Below are 16,855 nucleotides of genomic sequence, written 5' to 3' on the forward strand. Positions count from 1 at the left end.
CCCACACGTGTCCCGACCAGCAGAATGGGAGGGGTGACCGACCTCGCCGCCTTCACCGCCCTGCTCGCCCCCGAGGGGCAGGCCCTCCTCGCCACCCTGCGCGACTACGCCCCCGCCCGGGAACTGGCGGTGGCCTCCCGGCTGCGCCGCGACCACCCCGCCGAGCTGGTCTCGGCGGCGCTCGGACAGGCCCGGCTGCGGCAGCGGGCGGTGGCGAAGTTCGGCGCCGAGGACGCGTACCGGATGTACTTCACGCCCAACGGCGTCGAGCAGTCCACGCGGGCGACCGTGGGCGCGTACCGCGCCGGGCGCCTGCGGGAGCTCGGCGTGCGCAGCGTCGCCGACCTGTGCAGCGGCATCGGCGGCGACGCGATCGCGCTCGCCCGCGCCGGGATCTCCGTCCTCGCCGTCGACCGCGACCCGCTGACCGCCGCCGCCGTCCGCGCCAACGCCGAGGCGCTCGGCCTCGCGGACCTGATCGAGGTGCGCTGCGCCGACGTCACCGAGATCGACACGAGCCCGTACGACGCCGTCTTCGTCGACCCGGCCCGGCGCGGGGACCGGGGCCGAGGGCGGATCTTCGACCCCGAGGCCTACTCGCCGCCGCTGTCCTGGGCCGTCGAGGCGGCCCGCAAAGCCCCGCACGCGGCCCTGAAGATCGCCCCCGGCATCCCGCACGAGGCGGTGCCCGGGGAGGCCGAGGCGGAGTGGATCTCCGACCGCGGCGACGTCAAGGAGGCGGTCCTCTGGTTCGGCACCGAGCCGGGCGCCCGCCGCGCCACCCTGCTGCCCGGCGGCGCCACGCTCACCGGCCGCGGCCTGCCCGACCCCGCGGTCCGGCCCGTCGGCCGCTACCTCTACGAACCGGACGGCGCCGTCATCCGCGCCCACCTGGTCGCCGAGGTCGCCGAACAGCTCGGCGGCGGCCTGATCGACGAGACCATCGCCTACGTCACCGCCGACGCCCTGACCCCGACCCCGTACGCCACCGCCTACGAGATCACCGACGAACTCCCCTTCAACCTCAAGAAGTTGAAGGCCCTGCTGCGGGAACGCGAGGTCGGCACCCTGACCGTGAAGAAGCGCGGCTCCGCCGTCGAGCCCGAGGAGATCCGCCGCAAGGTGAAGCCGAAGGGCCCCCACTCCGCGACGGTCCTCCTCACACGTGTCGCGGGGGCCCCGACGATGCTGATCGGCGCCCCTGCGGGCGGGACACAGGGCCGGTGACCCGGAGCACCAGGCGGTAGTGGGAGACGGCCTTCGTGAGGCCGATCAGGCCGTTGATCCAGAAGATGAGCGCGACGCCCATGCCGTACGCGACGAGGCCGTAGCCGCCGTCCAGGCCGGAGCCGGAGCCCTCCGCGGTCGTGTGGGCCGGGACGGCGAAGCCCAGCCACAGGCCGATGCCGCACATCACGGCCGACAGCACCATCCAGCAGGCGCTCCGGACCGGCGCCCGCAGCCGGGCGTCCGTCGGCCCGTGCCGGTCCAGGAGCGCCCACTCGACGAGCCGCTCGCGCGCGATCCGGTCCTGCCGCACGGACCGCGCGGTCAGCCACACCGCCGGGACGAGCACGCCGATGCCGAGCGCGGCCGCGATCAGCCCGACGAGCAGCGCGAGCGGGTCGAGGATCGCGCCGCCGAGGGAGGTGAGCAGCATGCCGACCATGCCCCAGCCGACCTGGAGCATCAGGAACCACGCCAGGAACAGCGCGAGCCGCCCGCCGCCGAGCAGCCGCCGCCCCAGCGCGTCGAGCGCCAGCGCCCGGTCGGCGAGCCGCGCGGCCCGGTCGGGCCAGCTCCGGATCTCGGCGGGCGGGGGCGGCGGAGGCATCGGCGAACGCGGAGACATGGGGAGAAAGCCTACGTCCCGTCCGGCGGCCCGTCAGGACCGGGCAGACACCTCGCGCGCGCCCTACTCCCCTCTCTCCGACGGGAGTTCAGCGGCGCCCGAGTTCAGCGACGCCCGGGTTCACCGGCGCCCGGGTTCAGCGGCGCACGGGTTCAGCGGCGCCCGAGTTCACCGGCGCCCGAGTTCACCGGCGCCCGGGTTCACCGGCCCGCTCCCGCAGCAGCGCCCGCTCCGGCTTCACCGACGCCCGGGTTCACCGCGCCCGGGTTCACCGGCCCGCTCCCGCAGCAGCGCCCGCTCCGATTCGTTGCGGGTCAGCTCCGCCGCCCGCTCGAACTCCGCCCGCGCCTCGTCGATCCGCCCGAGCCGGGCGAGCAGGTCACCGCGGACGCTCGGCAGCAGGTGGTAGCGGGCCAGGGCCGGTTCGGCGGCGAGGGCGTCGACCAGCGGGAGGGCGGCGGCCGGACCCTCGGCCATCGACACGGCCACCGCCCGGTTCAGCTCCACCACCGGTGAAGGGGCCAGCTCCATGAGCCGCCCGTACAGCCCGGCGATCACCGCCCAGTCCGTCTCCCGGTACGAGGCGGCCCGCGCGTGACAGGCGGCGATCGCGGCCTGGAGGGCGTACGGGCCGTAGCCGCGCCCGTCGCCGGCGCGGGCCAGCGCGTCGAAACCGCGCCGGATCAGCAGCCGGTTCCAGCGCCGCCGGTCCTGGTCGGCGAGCAGCACCGGCCGCCCGTCCGGGCCGGTGCGGGCGGCCGTGCGTGACGCCTGGAGTTCGAGGAGGGCCGCGAGGCCGTGGACCTCGCTCTCGCCCGGCATCAGCGCGGCGAGCCCCCGGGCCAGCCGGAGCGCGTCCTCGCACAGCGCCGGCCGCAGCAGGTCGTCGCCGGCGGTGGCCGCGTACCCCTCGTTGAAGATCAGGTAGACGACCTCCAGGACCGAGCCGAGCCGGGCGGCCCGGTCCTCCCCGTAGGGAACTTCGAAGGCGACTCCCTTGGTGGCGAGCGCCCGCTTCGCCCGGGTGATCCGGGCCGCGACCGTCGGCTCCGGCACGAGGAAGGCCCGCGCGATCTCGTCCGTCCGCAGGCCGCCGACGAGGCGCAGCGTGAGCGCGGCGCGCGCGTCGGCGGAGAGCACCGGGTGGCAGGTGGTGAAGACCAGCCGCAGCACGTCGTCGTCGATGTCACCGGGGCCGGAGGGCTCGGGATCGTACGACTCCTCGGTGAGGGTCCGGCCGACCTCGGCGAGCTTGCGGGCGTACGTCTCGCGCCGCCGTACGAGATCGACGGCGCGGTGCTTGGCGGTGGCCGTCAGCCAGGCGCCCGGACGGTCCGGGACGCCTTCCCGCGGCCACTGCTCAAGGGCGGCGACGAGCGCGTCCTGGGCGATCTCCTCGGCGATGCCGATGTCCCGGACGATCCTCGCCGCCGTGGCGACGATCCGCGCCGACTCCATCCGGAAGACCGTCTCCAGCGTGCTCTGCACCGTCACGCCTCACATGACAGCACACCGGCGTCAGCCCTCGGGCATCTCCTCGACCTCGCGGACCTCCAGACCGACCTTCCAGTGCGGCGGGTGGACGGCCAGGAACCGCTTCCCCCATTCGACGGCCTCGGCCATGTCCTTGCACTGGAGCATCGCGTAGCCGCCGACGACCTCCTTGGTCTCGGTGAAGGGACCGTCCGTATACGACAGCTTCCCGTCCGACCAGGTGATGCGGGTGGCCTCGGCGGTCGGCTTGAGCCCGGCGGTGTCCAGCATGGCACCCGCCTTGGTGATCTCCTCGAACAGCGCGCCCATGCGCTCCTCGAAGCCGGGGTCGGCCGACGCCATGTCGATGGTGTTCTCCTCGATGCGGACGAGGGAGAGGTAGCGGGGCATGGTGGCTCCTCGGGGTGCGGTGGCGGGGCCGTTCCCCGCCTTCCACTCGTACGTCGAACGGGTCCGGCCCGCATCGACACCCCGCGGAAAATTTCTCCCCGGTTTTTTCCGCGGGCGGAAACCTCCCCGGAGGTCGTCCTCAGAGGGGGTCCCCGGAGGGGATCCTCACAGGTGGTCCCCAGAGGGGATCCTCACAGGTAGTCCTCCAGGCGTGCCACCGTGAAGCCCTGCTCCTGGATGTGCCGCAGCAGGTTGGCCGTCATCTCGGTCATCGTCGTGCCCTTCAGCTCCGACGGGCCGCGGAAGTGGGCCAGGATGATGTCGCCGGGGTGGAGCTTCCGGTCGCCGCGCTGGTACTGCATGTTCTTGATCTGCATGGACTCGCGCCACAGGACGATCGCGTCGACCCCGCACCGCGCGGCCGCGGCGCGGGTGGCCTCGTTCCAGTTGCCGTAGGGCGGGCGGAAGAGGCGGGGGCGCTTGCCGTAGTGCTCTTCCAGGCGGTCCTGCTGGCCGCAGATCTCCCGGCGCTGGGCCTCCGGGGAGAGGGTGCGCAGGTTGGGGTGGGTCAGGGTGTGGTTGGCGACGCCGTGGCCCTGGGCGACGAGCGGGGCGAAGTACGGGTAGTCGCCGCGGATCGCCGAGTCGGTGAGGAACATCGTCACCGGCACCTTGAGGTCCCGCATCATCGCGACGAACTCGGGGTCCTTCTCCGCCCCGTCGTCGATCGTGAGGAAGACGACCTTGTCGGTGGTCGGGATGTCGCTGACGACCGGGACCGGCTCGCCGGGCTTGCGGGCGAGCGGTTTGACCGCGGGCGGGGCCGGCGCGGGCGCGAACGGCTTCAGGCCCCAACGGCCGAAGGCCGCGGCCCGCGTGCCGGGGGCGTCGGGCGCGCCCGCCTTGTCCCCGGCCGACGCGCCTCCGGCGGCGGGGGCGTCCTGGGCGGGCGCGGTCTTCGGGGTGGTCGGAGCGGGTGTGTCGGCGTCGGCGGCCGCACAACCGGTCGCGAACAGAGCCACGGCGGTCAGCGCCGCCCACAGCGCGAGGGTCTTCTTCACGCGCTGTGGGATGCCCGATCCGAACGAAAGGTTGCTCTCGGTACGACTATCCGACTGAATCACCGGACGGATTCATCCGGCGGACTCACCTGACGGAGTCAGCCGACGGAGTCAGCCGACGGATTCACCTGACGGACTCACCCGACCGATTCAAAGCGCCAGCGGTGCACCGGACGGGTGACCAGCTCCGCGGCCGGCTCCGGCAGCTCGGGCAGCTCCGCGCCCAGCCCTTCCCCGTCCGCCGTGTCCCACCACGTCATGACCAGGACCCGGTCCTGCGGCGCGCGGAAGGTCTCACGGCGCACCGGCTCGCGCGGAAGGACCCGCGACCGCGCCCACTCCAGGAGCTCGTCGCCGCGGCCCGGGACGGCGCGCGCCTCCCACATCAGGGTGACCCTCACGAGTACAGGTTCTCCTTGCTCACCTCGTGCACGTGGTCGTGGTCGTGGGCATGGCCGTGCCCGTGGGCGCCGGGGACGTGCGGGTCGGTCACCGGCAGCGAGGAGTCCGCCGACAGCTCCAGGTCGGAGGCGGCCCGTCCCCGGGCCACCATCTCGGCGCCCAGCGCCGCCACCATCGCGCCGTTGTCGGTGCACAGGCCGGGCCGCGGCACCCGCAGCCGGATGCCGGCCCGCTCGCAGCGCTCCTCGGCCAGCGCCCGCAGCCGCGAGTTGGCGGCCACGCCGCCGCCGATCATCAGGTGGTCGACGCCCTCGTCCTTGCAGGCCCGGACGGCCTTGCGGGTGAGCACGTCGACGACGGCCTCCTGGAAGGACGCGGCGACGTCCCGTACGGGCACCTCCTCGCCCGCGTTCCGCTTGGCCTCGATCCAGCGCGCCACGGCGGTCTTCAGACCGGAGAAGGAGAAGTCGTACGCGGGGTCCTTCGAACCGGTCAGACCGCGCGGGAAGGCGATGGCCTCGGGGTCGCCCTCCCTGGCGAGCCGGTCGATGACCGGGCCGCCGGGGAAGCCCAGGTCGAGCACGCGCGCGATCTTGTCGAAGGCCTCGCCCGCGGCGTCGTCGATGGTCGCGCCCATGGGGCGGACGTCGCTGGTGATGTCACTCGAAAGGAGCAGCGAGGAGTGGCCGCCGGAGACCAGCAGCGCCATCGTCGGCTCGGGCAGCCGGCCGTGCTCCAGCTGGTCGACGCAGATGTGCGACGCCAGGTGGTTGACGCCGTAGAGCGGCTTTCCGAGGGCGTACGCGTACGCCTTGGCGGCGGAGACGCCGACGAGCAGCGCGCCCGCGAGGCCGGGACCGGCGGTGACGGCGATGCCGTCGAGGTCCTTCGGGGAGACGCCGGCCTGCTTCAGGGCGCGTTCGATCGTCGGGACCATCGCCTCCAGGTGGGCGCGGGAGGCGATCTCGGGCACGACGCCGCCGAAGCGGGCGTGGGTGTCGACGCTGGAGGCGACGGCGTCGGCGAGCAGGGTCGTTCCGTGGACGATGCCGACTCCGGTCTCGTCGCAGGAGGTCTCGATGCCGAGTACGAGCGGTTCGTCAGCAGCCATCTGAATCAGTCTCTGTTCCTTGAACGGTGTGTCGCATCACGAGCGCGTCCACGTTGCCGGGCTGGTAGTAGCCGCGGCGGAAGCCGATGGGCTCGAAGCCGAAGCGCTCGTACAGCTTCTGGGCCCGGGTGTTGTCCACGCGCACTTCGAGGAGGACCTCTTCGCACTCGAAGGCGGTCGCGGCCTGCAGGAGGTCGGTCAGCAGCCGGGCGCCGAGGCCGGTGCCCCACTGGTCACGGGCCACGGCGATGGTCTGGACGTCGCCGAGTCCGCCGGCGGCGGCGAGGCCCGCGTAGCCGACGAGCCGCCCGTTGCCGGAGCCGTCCGGGGAGGGCTCCTCGGCGACGACGTAGTGGCGGGTCGCGCGCGGCCCGCGGGCGTGCGCCAGCTCGGACCAGAACATGCCCTCGGACCAGGCGTCCTCGGGGAACAGCTCCGCTTCCAGCGCGAGCACCGGCCCGATGTCCCACCACCGCATCGCGCGCAGCACGGTCTCGGTCCCGGCGGTCACTTGGGCGTGACCACCTTGTAGTTCTTCGGCACCTGCGCGTCGGGCCGGCGCAGGTACATCGGCAGCGGGTCGAGGAAGCCGCCGTCGCCCGCCGCCAGCTTCTCGGCCGCGAGGGCGGCGAGCGCGGCCGCCGACTGGTGCTCGGGGTCACGGGCGTCGGGGAAGGCCTCGGGGTACAGCTTCGCGCCCGCGCCGACGACGGGCAGCCCGGCGAGGTCCTCGGCGATGTCGGCGGGCCGGTCGACGGCCGCGTCCGTCACGCGGGTGCGGGAGTTCTCGTACCGCGCCCAGTAGACCTCCTTGCGGCGCGCGTCCGTGGCGACGGCGAAGGGCTCGTCGATGCCGGAGGCGTACGCGAGTCCGTCGAGCGTGCACAGGCCGTGCACCGGGACGCCGAGCGCGGAGGCGAAGGTCGCGGCGGTGACGAGGCCGACGCGCAGCCCGGTGTACGGGCCGGGGCCGACGCCGACCACGAGTCCGGTCACCCGGCCGAGGGTCAGCCCGGCGTCCTTCAGGACCCGGTCGACGGCGGGCAGCAGCAGCTCCCCGTGGCGGCGGGCGTCGACCTGGCTCGACTCGGCGACGACGGTCTCGCCGTCGTGGAGGGCGACGGTGACGGCGGGTGTGGCGGTATCCATGGCGAGCAAGAGCACGCGAACAGCCTACGGCGCCGGAGCGCCCCGCACGGCGCCCCCTGCGCGGGCGGCGGCTGCTGCTACGGTCGGGCACCTATACGTTGGTACGACAGAAAGTGGGCGCACGGTGGCAAGGAGCAGCTCGGGATTCGTGGCCGGGCTCACCGCGGCCGCGCTCGCCGCGGTCGCTTTCCTCGCCTATCAGGCGTCGGCCGTCGCACCGCCGCCGGCCGAGCTGGCGGCGACGCCGCGGACCCCGGAGGCCGCGCCCTCGGCCCCGGCCACGGGCACGCCGAAGCAGCCGAGGAAGGACCCGCTGGCGCTGCCGGCGAACTCGGGCACGGGCGAGCGGGTGGTGTACGGCCTTGCCGACCGCCGGGTGTGGCTGGTCGACGAGCAGGGCCGGGTGACGCACACCTTCTCCGTCATGCCGAGCACGGTGTCCCCGCCGCCGGGGACGTACGCGGTGACCTCGCGCTCGGGCGCGGTGCGCGGCTCGGACGGCGTGCAGATCGAGCACGTCGTGCGCTTCGCGACGGTCCAGGACGTGTCGATCGGCTTCAGCGCGGCGGTGGACGGCTCGACGCCGTCGCCGGACCCGTCGCGGAAGACGGGCGGCATCCGGATGAAGCGGGCGGACGGCGAGGCGATGTGGCGGTTCGCCGTGATCGGCGAGAAGGTCGTCGTCGTCCCGTAGGACGGACGGGGTACGGCGGCGGGCACGGCGGTAAGGGGGACGGGGACGGGGCCGCCGTGTACGGCGTCGGCCGTACCGGGGCGTGCCCGACCGTACGGGGACGGGTCAGGCGGTACGGGGGCGGGTTCAGCGATACGGGGCCGCGGCCGGCGGTGGGGCCGGCACGGTCCGGTCGGGCCCGGGCACGCGACGGGGCCCGGTCGGCGGCCTGCCGGCTCGGCCCGTGCCGCTGGCTCACGGGCTTCGGGCCCTGCCGGTGACTTACAGGCTCAGGCCGCCTCGTCGCGGACGACGGCTTCCCGTTCCTCGGCGGCATCGGGCCCGCCCTCGGTCCCGTTGTCGGTCGGGCGCGGTGGGGTGGACACGGCGGTGGCCGCGACGCAAGAGGCGAGCAGGTCCCTCATCGAGACGCGCTCCTCCGTACGGTCCGCCTGACCGGTGTGCTCCGGCGTCGCCATGCATGCCTCCCGTAGGTTAGGTACACCTAACCAAGTCGTGGTTCCATGTCACCACGCCTTGGCGTACCGGCGCAACATTTTCCCGACACGTTGTCGGAACCTACGGACGTCGCCCCGTACGGCTCAGCCCAGGCGGAGGTCCTCGTCGGCCCACCGGGCGCCGATGCCGTTGAGGACGACCGTGCGGCGGTCGTCGTCCTCGTCCGCCGTGTCCCCGACCACGCGGTGGATCAGCACGTGCAGCCGGTCGTCGGTCAGGTCCTCGACCTTGCCGTCGCCCCACTCGACCACCACGACCGAGTCGGGCAGCGAGACGTCGAGGTCCAGGTCCTCCATCTCCTCCAGGCCGCCGCCGAGCCGGTAGGCGTCGACATGCACCAGGGCCGGGCCGCCGACCAGCGAGGGGTGGACGCGGGCGATCACGAAGGTCGGCGAGGTGACGGCGCCCCGGACGCCCAGGCCCTCGCCGAGGCCGCGGGTCAGGGTGGTCTTGCCGGCGCCGAGTTCACCGGTGAGCATCACGAGGTCGCCGGGACGCAAGCGCTTCGCGAGGCGGCGGCCGAGCTCCTGCATCCGCTCGGGCGAGTCGACGGCGAGGGTGGCCTGGTTGTGCGGTGTGTCCATGCCCGCCAACCTACCGATTCGCCGGGCCCGCTATCCGCCGGCCCGGACGGCTCCCGCCCTGACCAGCAGGTCCGCGATCCGGTCGGTGACCGCCTCCGGGTGCTCCAGCATCACCAGGTGTCCGCCGTCGGGCACGATGACCAGCTCCGCGTCCGGCAGCAGGCCGGCGATGGCCTCGGTGTGCGAGCTGGGCGTGACCAGATCGCGGTCACCCGCGAGGGCGAGCACCGGCAGTCCGGCGAGGACGGCGAGCGCCGCCGCCTTGTCGTGCTCGGCGAACGCGGGATAGAACTCGGCGACCACGTCGATCGGCGTCGACTCGATCATCCGCTCGGCGAAGCGGGCGACCGCCGGATCCACGTCCTTCGACGAGAACGAGTACTTCTTGATCAGCCCGGCGAACAGGTCGGCGGTGGCCCGCCGCCCCCGCTCCACCAGCTCCGCCCGCGCGCCGAGCGCCCGGAGCACACCCGGCAGCACCCGGCGCACCGCGTTGACGCCGGCCGTCGGCAGCCCGTAGTTGACCTCGCCGAGCCGCCCCGCCGAGGTCCCGACGAAGGCGACGCCGGTGACCCGCTCCCTGATCAGCTCGGGGTGACGGTCGGCGAGCGCCATGATCGTCATGCCGCCCATCGAGTGCCCCACCAGGACCAGCGGCCCCTCGGGCGCGGCGGCGTCGATGACGGCCTTCAGGTCGCGCCCCAGCTGGTCGATCGAGACCGGCACGCCCTCCGGGCCCGCCTGGGCGAGGCCGCGGTCCGACCGGCCGTGGCTGCGCTGGTCCCAGTGGACGGTGCGGACCAGACCGCGCAGCGCCGCCCGCTGGAAGTGCCAGGCGTCCTGGTTGAGGCAGTAGCCGTGGCTGAAGACGACGGTGACCGGAGCGGGCGCCTTGCGCCCGAAGAGCCTGCGCCGCCGCGTGGCCGAGGAGCCCGCCCCGGCGCTCTCGCCCGCCTCGCCGACCTCGTCGCCCCCGTCCGCCTTATCGGCCTCGGCGGCCTCGGCGGCCTCGTCGATCTCGTCGATCTCGTAGTAGAGCTCGGTGCCGTCGTCGGCGACCGCCCGCCCGGGCGTGCCGCGCAGGGCGCCGTACGGGCCCTCGGCGTCCAGCGCGAGCCGCGCCTTCTCCCGTACGGAACGGCCCACCGTGAGCCGCTCGACGGCGACCCCGGCCGCCGCGCCCGCCGCCAGCACGCCTATCGCGGCACCGGCCCAGCCGGCCCGCCGCCAGGTCTCCTCCCCCACGGCCGCCCCTTCACTCCCCCAGGTAGACGCGCGGGACGCGCGCGCCGATCCGGGTGACGATCTCGTACGCGATGGTGTCGGCGGCCTCCGCCCAGTCCTGGGCGGTCGGCTCGCCCCCGTCGCCGGGGCCGAAGAGCACCGCCTCGCTGCCGGGCTCGGGCGTGTCGCCGCCGAGGTCGACGACGAACTGGTCCATGGCGACCCGCCCGGCCACCGTACGCACCCGGTCGCCGACGAGCACGGGCCCGCGCCCCGAGGCGTGCCGCGGGACGCCGTCCGCGTAACCGAGCGGGATCAGACCGAGGGTGGTCTCGCCCGGGGTGGTGTAGTGATGCCCGTACGAGACGCCGTGGCCGCCCGGCACCTGCTTGACGAGAGCGACGCTCGCCTTCAGCGACATCACCGGCCGCAGCCCGAGCTCGGCGGAGGTCCCGACGGCCGGGTCCGGCGACACGCCGTACATGGCGATGCCGGGCCGGACGAGGTCGAAGTGGGCCTCGGGCAGGGTGAGCGTGGCCGGCGAGTTGGCGATGTGCCGCACCTCGGGCTCGGCCCCGGCCTTCTCCGCGTGGTCGAGCATGCCGCGGAAGACGTCGAGCTGACCGGCGATGGACGGGTGCCCCGGCTCGTCCGCGCACGCGAGGTGCGACCACAGACCGGTGACCTTCACCAGCCCCTCGGCCTCCGCCGCGAGGGCCTCGGAGACCAGCTCGGGCCAGTCGGCCGGCTGGCAGCCGTTGCGCCCGAGGCCGGTGTCCGCCTTCAGCTGGATCCTGGCCCGCCGGCCCGTCGAACGCGCCGCCTCCACGACCTCCCGCAGCGCCCACCTCCCGCTGACGGACATGTCGAGACCGGCCTCGATCCCCTCGGCCCACGGGTCGCCCGGCGTCCACAGCCAGCACATGATCCGGGGCTCGGTCAGCCCGGCGGCCCGCAGCGCCAGCGCCTCGTGCGGGGTGGCCGTACCGAGCCAGGTCGCGCCCGCCTCCAGGGCGGCACGGGCGCAGCGCACGGCACCGTGGCCGTACGCGTCGGCCTTCACCACGGCCATGACCTGGACGTGGGGGGCGACGCGGGCGCGCAGCGTGCGGACGTTCGCACGCAGCGCGCCGAGGTCGATCTCGGCGCGGGCTCGGCGGGGCTGTGGTGTCTGAGTCATCGCGCCCCAGTCTCTCAGGTCTCAGCTTTCGGGCCGCTTACCCCAGATGTAGACCCGGTCACCCTTGCGCAGCACGTCCCAGAGCTTCTTGGCGTTCGCGTACGACAGGTTCACGCAGCCGCGGCTGCCGACGGGCGTGGCGATCTGGCCGTAGACGCCGTGGAAGGCCTGGCCGCCGTCGAAGAACTGGGCGAAGGGCATGGGGGTGTCGTAGATGGTGGACCAGTGGTCCTTGTTCCGCCAGTAGACCGAGTGCCATCCGGTACGGGTGCGGTAGCCGGGCCGTCCGCTGCGGATGTTCACCACCGCGTACGTCACGCGCGTGCCCTTCTGCACCCACATCAGCTCCCGGTCGAGGTCCACGCACGCGACGACGTACGAGCGGACGGGGCACCGGCGGGCGGCGTTGGGGTTCGGACGGGCGGCGAGCAGCTCGGCGCGGGACCAGGTGACGGGGCCGGCATAGCCGTTGGCGGGCTTGATGCCCTGCTTGACCTGGAAGGCGCGGATGGCCTCGCAGTCGGCGCGGGACTGCTTGCCGTCGACCTTCAGCTTCAACAGGCGCTCGACGCGGCGCTGATGGGGGCCGGCCTTCGCGGTACAGGCCGCCGCGGCGGCGCTGCGCGGCAGGTACTCCACGAGCTCGTCGACCTCGCCCTCCGGCACGGGCACGGGCCTCGTCCCGGCCTCGCCGTCCGCCGTCCTGGGCGGGAGCACCTGGTCGGGCGTGTCCATCGGATACGGGTCCGGCGCCCGGCCGGCTCCGGGGACGAGCGGCTCGGCCGGCTGGGGAGCGGGCGGCACGGGCGCGGCGGAGGCGGGGGCGGGGCCCGGCAGGACGGAAGGGGCGCGCGGCACGGGCGCGGCGGAGGCGAGAGCGGAGCCCGCCGGGGCGGAAGCGGCGCCCGGCGCTGGCGCGGCGGAGGCGAGGGCGGGGCCCGGCAGGGCGACGGCCAGGGCGAACAGCAGCGCGACGGCGCTGCGACGACGGGTTCTGATCACGGCCCCCATCCCACGCGGCCGGCCCGCCGACCGCCTGCGCTGCGGCACGTGCGGAGCAACGGGTTCGCCCGTGTGGGGGCGGGGGTCGCCTGCCCGGGCGGGGCCGCTTACCGGGACCAGGGTGGGCCCCCGCGGGTCAGGACGTGACGTCCCGCCATGCCCCCGGCAGGGCCCGCGCCACGTCCGTCGCCGTGATCGGGGTGCGGCCGTTCGAGGCGTGGCGGGCGGCGAGGCCGTGGAGGTAGGCGGCGGTCGAGGCGGCGTCCAAGGGGGGCAGGCCGGCGGCGAGGAGGGATCCGGCGAGGCCGGAGAGGACGTCGCCGCTGCCGGCGGTGGCCAGCCAGGAGGTGCCGGTGGGGTTCACCCGGACCGGACCCGCGCCGCCCGCCCCGCACACCAGGGTCGTCGAGCCCTTGAGCAGCACGGTCGCGCCGAAGCGCCCCGCCAGTTCGCGGACCGCCGTGAGCCGGCCGGCCTCCACCTCGTCCCGGGACGCGCCGAGGAGCGCCGCGGCCTCGCCCGCGTGCGGGGTGAGCAGCGTGGGGGCGGTGCGCGCCTTGACGGCCTCGGGGGCAAGGTCCCGCAGGCCGTCCGCGTCGATCAGGACCGGCACGTCGGAGGCGAGGACGTCGGCCACGCCGGGCCCGTCGCCGAGGCCGGGCCCGACCACCCACGCCTGGACGCGGCCGGCCTTCGGGGGAGGGCCCGCGTGCACCAGGGTCTCGGGGTGGGCGGCGACGACCGCGTCGCCGGCGGGGCCGACGTACCGGACGGCGCCCGCGCCGCCCCGCAGCGCGCCCTCGACGGCGAGGACGGCGGCGCCGGGGTAGCGGGCGGAACCGGCGACGACGCCGACGACCCCGCGCCGGTACTTGTCGCTCTCGGCCCCCGGCACCGGCAGCAGCCGCGCCACGTCCTCGTGCTGGAGCGCCTCCAGGTCCGGCACGGAGGGCAGGGTGGCGCCGAGCCCGATGTCGACGAGCCGTACGGCCCCGGCGTACTCCCGGGCCGGGTCGACGAGCAGGCCCGGCTTGTACGTGCCGAAGGTGACGGTCGCATCGGCGCGCAGCGCCTCTCCCGTGACCTCGCCGGTGTCGGCGTCGACGCCGCTCGGCAGGTCGACGGCGACGACGACCGCGTCGGAGCCGCGGGCGGCGCGGGCGACGGGCACGGCGTCGGGCCGCAGCCCGCCCCGGCCGCCGATGCCGGTGATCCCGTCGAGGACGAGATCGGCGCGGGCCAGCACCTCGTACGGGTCGTCGTGCGGGCCGACGACCCGCCCGCCGGCCGCCCGCAGCGCCGCGAGCCCGCCCTCGTGGGCGCGCGTGCCGAGCAGGACGGCGGTGACCCCGGCGCCCCGCCGGGCGAGCCGGGCCCCGGCGTACAGCGCGTCGCCGCCGTTGTCGCCGGACCCGACGAGCAGCACGACCCGCGCCCCGTACACCCGCCCCCGCCCGAGCAGCGAGGCGCAGGCGGCGGCGAGCCCGGCCGCGGCCCGTTGCATCAGCGCGCCCTCCGGCAGCCGGGCCATCAGCTCGGCCTCCGCGGCCCGTACGGTCTCCACGCGATAAGCGGTACGCATGCCCAGCAGTCTGCCCCAGTCCCCCGGCCCCCACCCGGAACTACCGGAAGCCCGCCCCGGGCGGGGCCCGGGGCCCACGCCCCGAACCACCGGAAGCGCGGCCCGGGCGGAGGCCCGGGGCCAGGCGCCCTCGCCCCGAACCACCGGAAGCGCGGCCCGGGCGGGGCCCCGGGGGCCAGGCGCCCTCGCCCCGAACCACCCGAACCGACCCCAGCCGCCGCCCGCCGGCAGCCCGGGTGCACAGCCTGTGCCGCCGTGTGGCGGTGGTCCGGCCCCCGGTGCGCCGCGTCGTGACCTGGAGAGAGACACGGCGCGCCGGTGTGCTGCTGCCCCTCACCGGCCGGGAGTTCGCCCGCCCGCGACCCCAAAAACCCCTGCCGAGGCGCGGGCCCGGGCCCGGGCGTCTCAGCCCTCCGCGATCACCACCGCCGACGCCACCCCCGCGTCATGGCTCAGGGACACGTGCCAGTTCCGTACGCCCAGTTCGGCGGCCCGGGCCGCGACCGTGCCGCGGACCCGCAGCCGGGGCTGGCCGGTGTCCTCCACGTACACCTCGGCGTCCGTCCAGTGGAGGCCGCCCGGGGCGCCGAGGGCCTTGGCGAGCGCCTCCTTGGCGGCGAAGCGGACCGCGAGGGACGCGGGGCCGCGGCGCTCGCCGCTCGGCAGGAGCATCTCGCGCTCCACGAAGAGCCGCTGGAGGAGACCCGGTGTCCGCTCCAGCGACGCGGCGAAGCGGTCGATCTCCGCCACGTCGATCCCCACCCCAATGATCATCTGCTACTCCACCGTCACGGATTTGGCCAGGTTGCGCGGCTGGTCGACCTCGTTGCCCCGCGCCGTCGCCAGTTCGCAGGCGAAGACCTGGAGCGGCACGGTGGAGACCAGCGGCTGGAGCAGCGTAGGCGTGGCGGGGATGCGGATGAGGTGGTCGGCGTACGGCACCACGGCCTCGTCGCCCTCCTCGGCGATGACGATGGTCCGCGCTCCGCGGGCCCGGATCTCCTGGATGTTGGACACGATCTTGTCGTGGAGGACGGAACGGCCGCGGGGCGAGGGCACGATCACGACGACCGGCAGCCCCTCCTCGACGAGGGCGATCGGCCCGTGCTTGAGCTCGCCGGCGGCGAAGCCCTCGGCGTGCATGTACGCGAGTTCCTTGAGCTTCAGCGCGCCTTCGAGGGCCACCGGATAGCCGACGTGTCGCCCGAGGAACAGCACGGTGTCCTGGTCGGCCAGCGACCGGGCGAGGGCGCGCACGGGCTCCATGGTGTCCAGGACCCGTTCCACCTCGTCGGCGATCCTCGCGAGTTCCCGGACGACGGCGTGGATCTCGTCGCCCCACTTGGTGCCGCGCACCTGCCCCAGGTAGAGGGCGAGCAGGTAGCAGGCGACGAGCTGGGTGAGGAAGGCCTTGGTGGAGGCGACGGCGACCTCGGGCCCGGCGTGCGTGTAGAGCACGGCGTCGGACTCCCTGGGGATCGTCGAGCCGTTGGTGTTGCACACGGCGAGGACCTTGGCGCCCTGTTCGCGCGCGTGCCGCAGCGCCATCAGGGTGTCCATGGTCTCGCCGGACTGCGAGATGGCGACGACCAGGGTGCGCTGGCCGAGGATGGGGTCCCGGTAGCGGAACTCACTGGCCAGCTCGACCTCGCAGGGGATGCGGGTCCAGTGCTCGATGGCGTACTTGGCGATCAGCCCGGCGTGGAAGGCGGTGCCGCACGCGATGATGACGATCTTGTCGGCCTCGCGGAGCACGGCGTCGGGGATCCGCACCTCGTCGAGGCGCAGGTGCCCGTCGGCGCCGATCCGGCCGAGGAGGGTGTCGGCGACCGCCTTGGGCTGCTCGGCGATCTCCTTGAGCATGAAGGAGGCGTAGCCGCCCTTCTCGGCGGCCGAGGCGTCCCAGTCGATGTGGTACGCCCGGACGTCGGCGGGAGCGCCGTCGAAGTCGGTGACGGTGACGCCCTCGCGGGTGAGCTCGACGACCTGGTCCTGGCCGAGCTCGATGGCCGAGCGGGTGTGGGCGATGAAGGCGGAGACGTCGGAGGCGAGGAAGTTCTCGCCCTCGCCGACGCCGACGACGAGCGGCGAGTTGCGGCGGGCGCCGACGACGACGTCCGGCTGGTCGGCGTGCACGGCGACCAGGGTGAACGCGCCGTCGAGCCGCCGGCAGACCAGGCGCATCGACTCGGCGAGGTCGCCGACGGAGGAGAACTCCTCGGCGAGCAGATGGGCCACGACCTCGGTGTCCGTCTCGGACAGCAGGTCGTGGCCCCGCTCGGTGAGCTCCGCGCGCAGGGCGGCGAAGTTCTCGATGATGCCGTTGTGGACGACGGCGACGCGGCCCGCGTTGTCGAGGTGCGGATGCGCGTTGGCGTCGGTGGGGCCGCCGTGGGTGGCCCACCGGGTGTGTCCGATGCCGGTGGATCCGCTCGACAACGGGCGGTCCACCAGCTCCTTCTCCAGGTTGACCAGCTTCCCGGCCTTCTTGGCCGCGGCAAGCCCTCCGTCGGAGAGCACGGCGACTCCCGCCGAGTCGTAGCCGCGGTATTCGAGCCGCTTCAGGCCCGCGATCACCACATCGAGCGCCGACTGTCCGCCGACGTATCCCACGATTCCGCACATGGCGGCA

Annotated in this window: 18 protein-coding genes; 2 read left to right on the forward strand and 16 right to left on the reverse strand. The window is 74.6% G+C overall.

Going from position 1 to position 16,855, the window contains the following annotated elements:
• Positions 1–24: 24 nt before the first annotated feature.
• Positions 25–1,227 carry a class I SAM-dependent methyltransferase gene (locus ABTZ91_RS27545; RefSeq protein ID WP_352079942.1) on the forward strand — a complete coding sequence of 401 codons (1,203 nt, stop codon included), beginning with the start codon at positions 25–27 and terminating at the stop codon, positions 1,225–1,227.
• On the opposite strand, the gene ABTZ91_RS27550 is transcribed toward ABTZ91_RS27545, so the two are convergent.
• The 8 genes from ABTZ91_RS27550 to tsaB all read right to left on the reverse strand — a co-directional run bounded on the left by ABTZ91_RS27550 (position 1,160) and on the right by tsaB (position 7,474).
• Positions 1,160–1,852 (reverse strand): hypothetical protein, encoded by a 693-nt coding sequence (locus tag ABTZ91_RS27550; protein WP_352079943.1) that lies wholly within the window; start codon positions 1,850–1,852, stop codon positions 1,160–1,162. The genes ABTZ91_RS27545 and ABTZ91_RS27550 overlap by 68 nt on opposite strands.
• Before the next feature lie 237 nt (positions 1,853–2,089).
• Positions 2,090–3,310, reverse strand: coding sequence for an RNA polymerase sigma factor (locus tag ABTZ91_RS27555; RefSeq protein ID WP_352079972.1), 1,221 nt, complete (start codon positions 3,308–3,310; stop codon positions 2,090–2,092).
• 60 nt (positions 3,311–3,370) lie between these two features.
• A complete protein-coding gene (locus ABTZ91_RS27560) occupies positions 3,371–3,736 on the reverse strand; it encodes a YciI family protein (RefSeq protein WP_345486220.1) in 366 nt (121 codons plus the stop codon).
• A 191-nt stretch (positions 3,737–3,927) separates the two neighbouring features.
• On the reverse strand, positions 3,928–4,797 hold the full coding sequence (locus ABTZ91_RS27565) for a polysaccharide deacetylase family protein (RefSeq protein WP_352079944.1): 870 nt from the start codon (positions 4,795–4,797) through the stop codon (positions 3,928–3,930).
• 137 nt (positions 4,798–4,934) lie between these two features.
• Complete coding sequence (locus ABTZ91_RS27570; protein ID WP_352079945.1) at positions 4,935–5,198, reverse strand: hypothetical protein; 264 nt, start codon at positions 5,196–5,198, stop codon at positions 4,935–4,937.
• Positions 5,195–6,310, reverse strand: coding sequence for a tRNA (adenosine(37)-N6)-threonylcarbamoyltransferase complex transferase subunit TsaD (tsaD, locus tag ABTZ91_RS27575; RefSeq protein ID WP_352079946.1), 1,116 nt, complete (start codon positions 6,308–6,310; stop codon positions 5,195–5,197). The genes ABTZ91_RS27570 and tsaD overlap by 4 nt, the downstream gene beginning before the upstream one ends.
• Positions 6,300–6,788 carry a ribosomal protein S18-alanine N-acetyltransferase gene (rimI, locus tag ABTZ91_RS27580; RefSeq protein ID WP_352079973.1) on the reverse strand — a complete coding sequence of 163 codons (489 nt, stop codon included), beginning with the start codon at positions 6,786–6,788 and terminating at the stop codon, positions 6,300–6,302. Before rimI ends, tsaD begins: the two co-directional genes overlap by 11 nt.
• 29 nt (positions 6,789–6,817) lie before the next feature.
• Positions 6,818–7,474 carry a tRNA (adenosine(37)-N6)-threonylcarbamoyltransferase complex dimerization subunit type 1 TsaB gene (gene tsaB, locus ABTZ91_RS27585; RefSeq protein ID WP_352079947.1) on the reverse strand — a complete coding sequence of 219 codons (657 nt, stop codon included), beginning with the start codon at positions 7,472–7,474 and terminating at the stop codon, positions 6,818–6,820.
• Positions 7,475–7,607: 133 nt separating this feature from the next.
• On the opposite strand from tsaB, the gene ABTZ91_RS27590 reads away from it, so the two are divergent.
• Positions 7,608–8,153: a L,D-transpeptidase gene (locus ABTZ91_RS27590; protein ID WP_352079948.1), complete on the forward strand. Its 546-nt coding sequence runs from the start codon at positions 7,608–7,610 to the stop codon at positions 8,151–8,153.
• A 269-nt stretch (positions 8,154–8,422) separates the two neighbouring features.
• On the opposite strand, the gene ABTZ91_RS27595 is transcribed toward ABTZ91_RS27590, so the two are convergent.
• The 8 genes from ABTZ91_RS27595 to glmS form a co-directional block, all read right to left on the reverse strand.
• Positions 8,423–8,611 (reverse strand): hypothetical protein, encoded by a 189-nt coding sequence (locus ABTZ91_RS27595; RefSeq protein ID WP_352079949.1) that lies wholly within the window; start codon positions 8,609–8,611, stop codon positions 8,423–8,425.
• 123 nt (positions 8,612–8,734) lie between these two features.
• Positions 8,735–9,235: a tRNA (adenosine(37)-N6)-threonylcarbamoyltransferase complex ATPase subunit type 1 TsaE gene (tsaE, locus tag ABTZ91_RS27600; protein WP_352079950.1), complete on the reverse strand. Its 501-nt coding sequence runs from the start codon at positions 9,233–9,235 to the stop codon at positions 8,735–8,737.
• 30 nt (positions 9,236–9,265) lie between these two features.
• Positions 9,266–10,480 carry an alpha/beta hydrolase gene (locus ABTZ91_RS27605; RefSeq protein ID WP_352079951.1) on the reverse strand — a complete coding sequence of 405 codons (1,215 nt, stop codon included), beginning with the start codon at positions 10,478–10,480 and terminating at the stop codon, positions 9,266–9,268.
• A gap of 10 nt (positions 10,481–10,490) precedes the next feature.
• The gene (gene alr, locus ABTZ91_RS27610) at positions 10,491–11,639 is read right to left on the reverse strand and encodes an alanine racemase (protein ID WP_352079952.1); all 1,149 of its coding nucleotides are present in this window, start codon (positions 11,637–11,639) and stop codon (positions 10,491–10,493) included.
• Between the two features lie 21 nt (positions 11,640–11,660).
• Positions 11,661–12,497: a L,D-transpeptidase family protein gene (locus tag ABTZ91_RS27615; RefSeq protein ID WP_407078039.1), complete on the reverse strand. Its 837-nt coding sequence runs from the start codon at positions 12,495–12,497 to the stop codon at positions 11,661–11,663.
• 280 nt (positions 12,498–12,777) lie between these two features.
• Positions 12,778–14,223, reverse strand: a complete 1,446-nt coding sequence (locus ABTZ91_RS27620) for an NAD(P)H-hydrate dehydratase (RefSeq protein WP_352079953.1) — start codon at positions 14,221–14,223, stop codon at positions 12,778–12,780.
• A gap of 405 nt (positions 14,224–14,628) precedes the next feature.
• Positions 14,629–14,997 (reverse strand): holo-ACP synthase, encoded by a 369-nt coding sequence (locus ABTZ91_RS27625; protein ID WP_352079954.1) that lies wholly within the window; start codon positions 14,995–14,997, stop codon positions 14,629–14,631.
• A 3-nt stretch (positions 14,998–15,000) separates the two neighbouring features.
• Entirely contained in the window at positions 15,001–16,848 is a 1,848-nt protein-coding gene (gene glmS / locus ABTZ91_RS27630; RefSeq protein ID WP_352079955.1) for a glutamine--fructose-6-phosphate transaminase (isomerizing), read from the reverse strand.
• Positions 16,849–16,855 lie beyond the last annotated feature (7 nt).

This window comes from Streptomyces sp. NPDC126499, assembly GCF_040302485.1.
Taxonomy (GTDB): domain Bacteria; phylum Actinomycetota; class Actinomycetes; order Streptomycetales; family Streptomycetaceae; genus Streptomyces.

What these genes read in the sequence shown, in the direction of transcription:
- ABTZ91_RS27625 (WP_352079954.1), bottom strand. Translation starts at nt 14,997, where the DNA reads ATGATCATTGGGGTGGGGATCGACGTGGCGGAGATCGACCGCTTCGCC.
- ABTZ91_RS27550 (WP_352079943.1), bottom strand. Translation starts at nt 1,852, where the DNA reads ATGTCTCCGCGTTCGCCGATGCCTCCGCCGCCCCCGCCCGCCGAGATC.
- ABTZ91_RS27595 (WP_352079949.1), bottom strand. Translation starts at nt 8,611, where the DNA reads ATGGCGACGCCGGAGCACACCGGTCAGGCGGACCGTACGGAGGAGCGC.
- ABTZ91_RS27620 (WP_352079953.1), bottom strand. Translation starts at nt 14,223, where the DNA reads ATGCGTACCGCTTATCGCGTGGAGACCGTACGGGCCGCGGAGGCCGAG.
- ABTZ91_RS27545 (WP_352079942.1), top strand. Translation starts at nt 25, where the DNA reads ATGGGAGGGGTGACCGACCTCGCCGCCTTCACCGCCCTGCTCGCCCCC.
- ABTZ91_RS27555 (WP_352079972.1), bottom strand. Translation starts at nt 3,310, where the DNA reads ATGGAGTCGGCGCGGATCGTCGCCACGGCGGCGAGGATCGTCCGGGAC.
- glmS (WP_352079955.1), bottom strand. Translation starts at nt 16,848, where the DNA reads ATGTGCGGAATCGTGGGATACGTCGGCGGACAGTCGGCGCTCGATGTG.
- tsaE (WP_352079950.1), bottom strand. Translation starts at nt 9,235, where the DNA reads ATGGACACACCGCACAACCAGGCCACCCTCGCCGTCGACTCGCCCGAG.
- alr (WP_352079952.1), bottom strand. Translation starts at nt 11,639, where the DNA reads ATGACTCAGACACCACAGCCCCGCCGAGCCCGCGCCGAGATCGACCTC.
- ABTZ91_RS27560 (WP_345486220.1), bottom strand. Translation starts at nt 3,736, where the DNA reads ATGCCCCGCTACCTCTCCCTCGTCCGCATCGAGGAGAACACCATCGAC.
- tsaD (WP_352079946.1), bottom strand. Translation starts at nt 6,310, where the DNA reads ATGGCTGCTGACGAACCGCTCGTACTCGGCATCGAGACCTCCTGCGAC.
- rimI (WP_352079973.1), bottom strand. Translation starts at nt 6,788, where the DNA reads ATGCGGTGGTGGGACATCGGGCCGGTGCTCGCGCTGGAAGCGGAGCTG.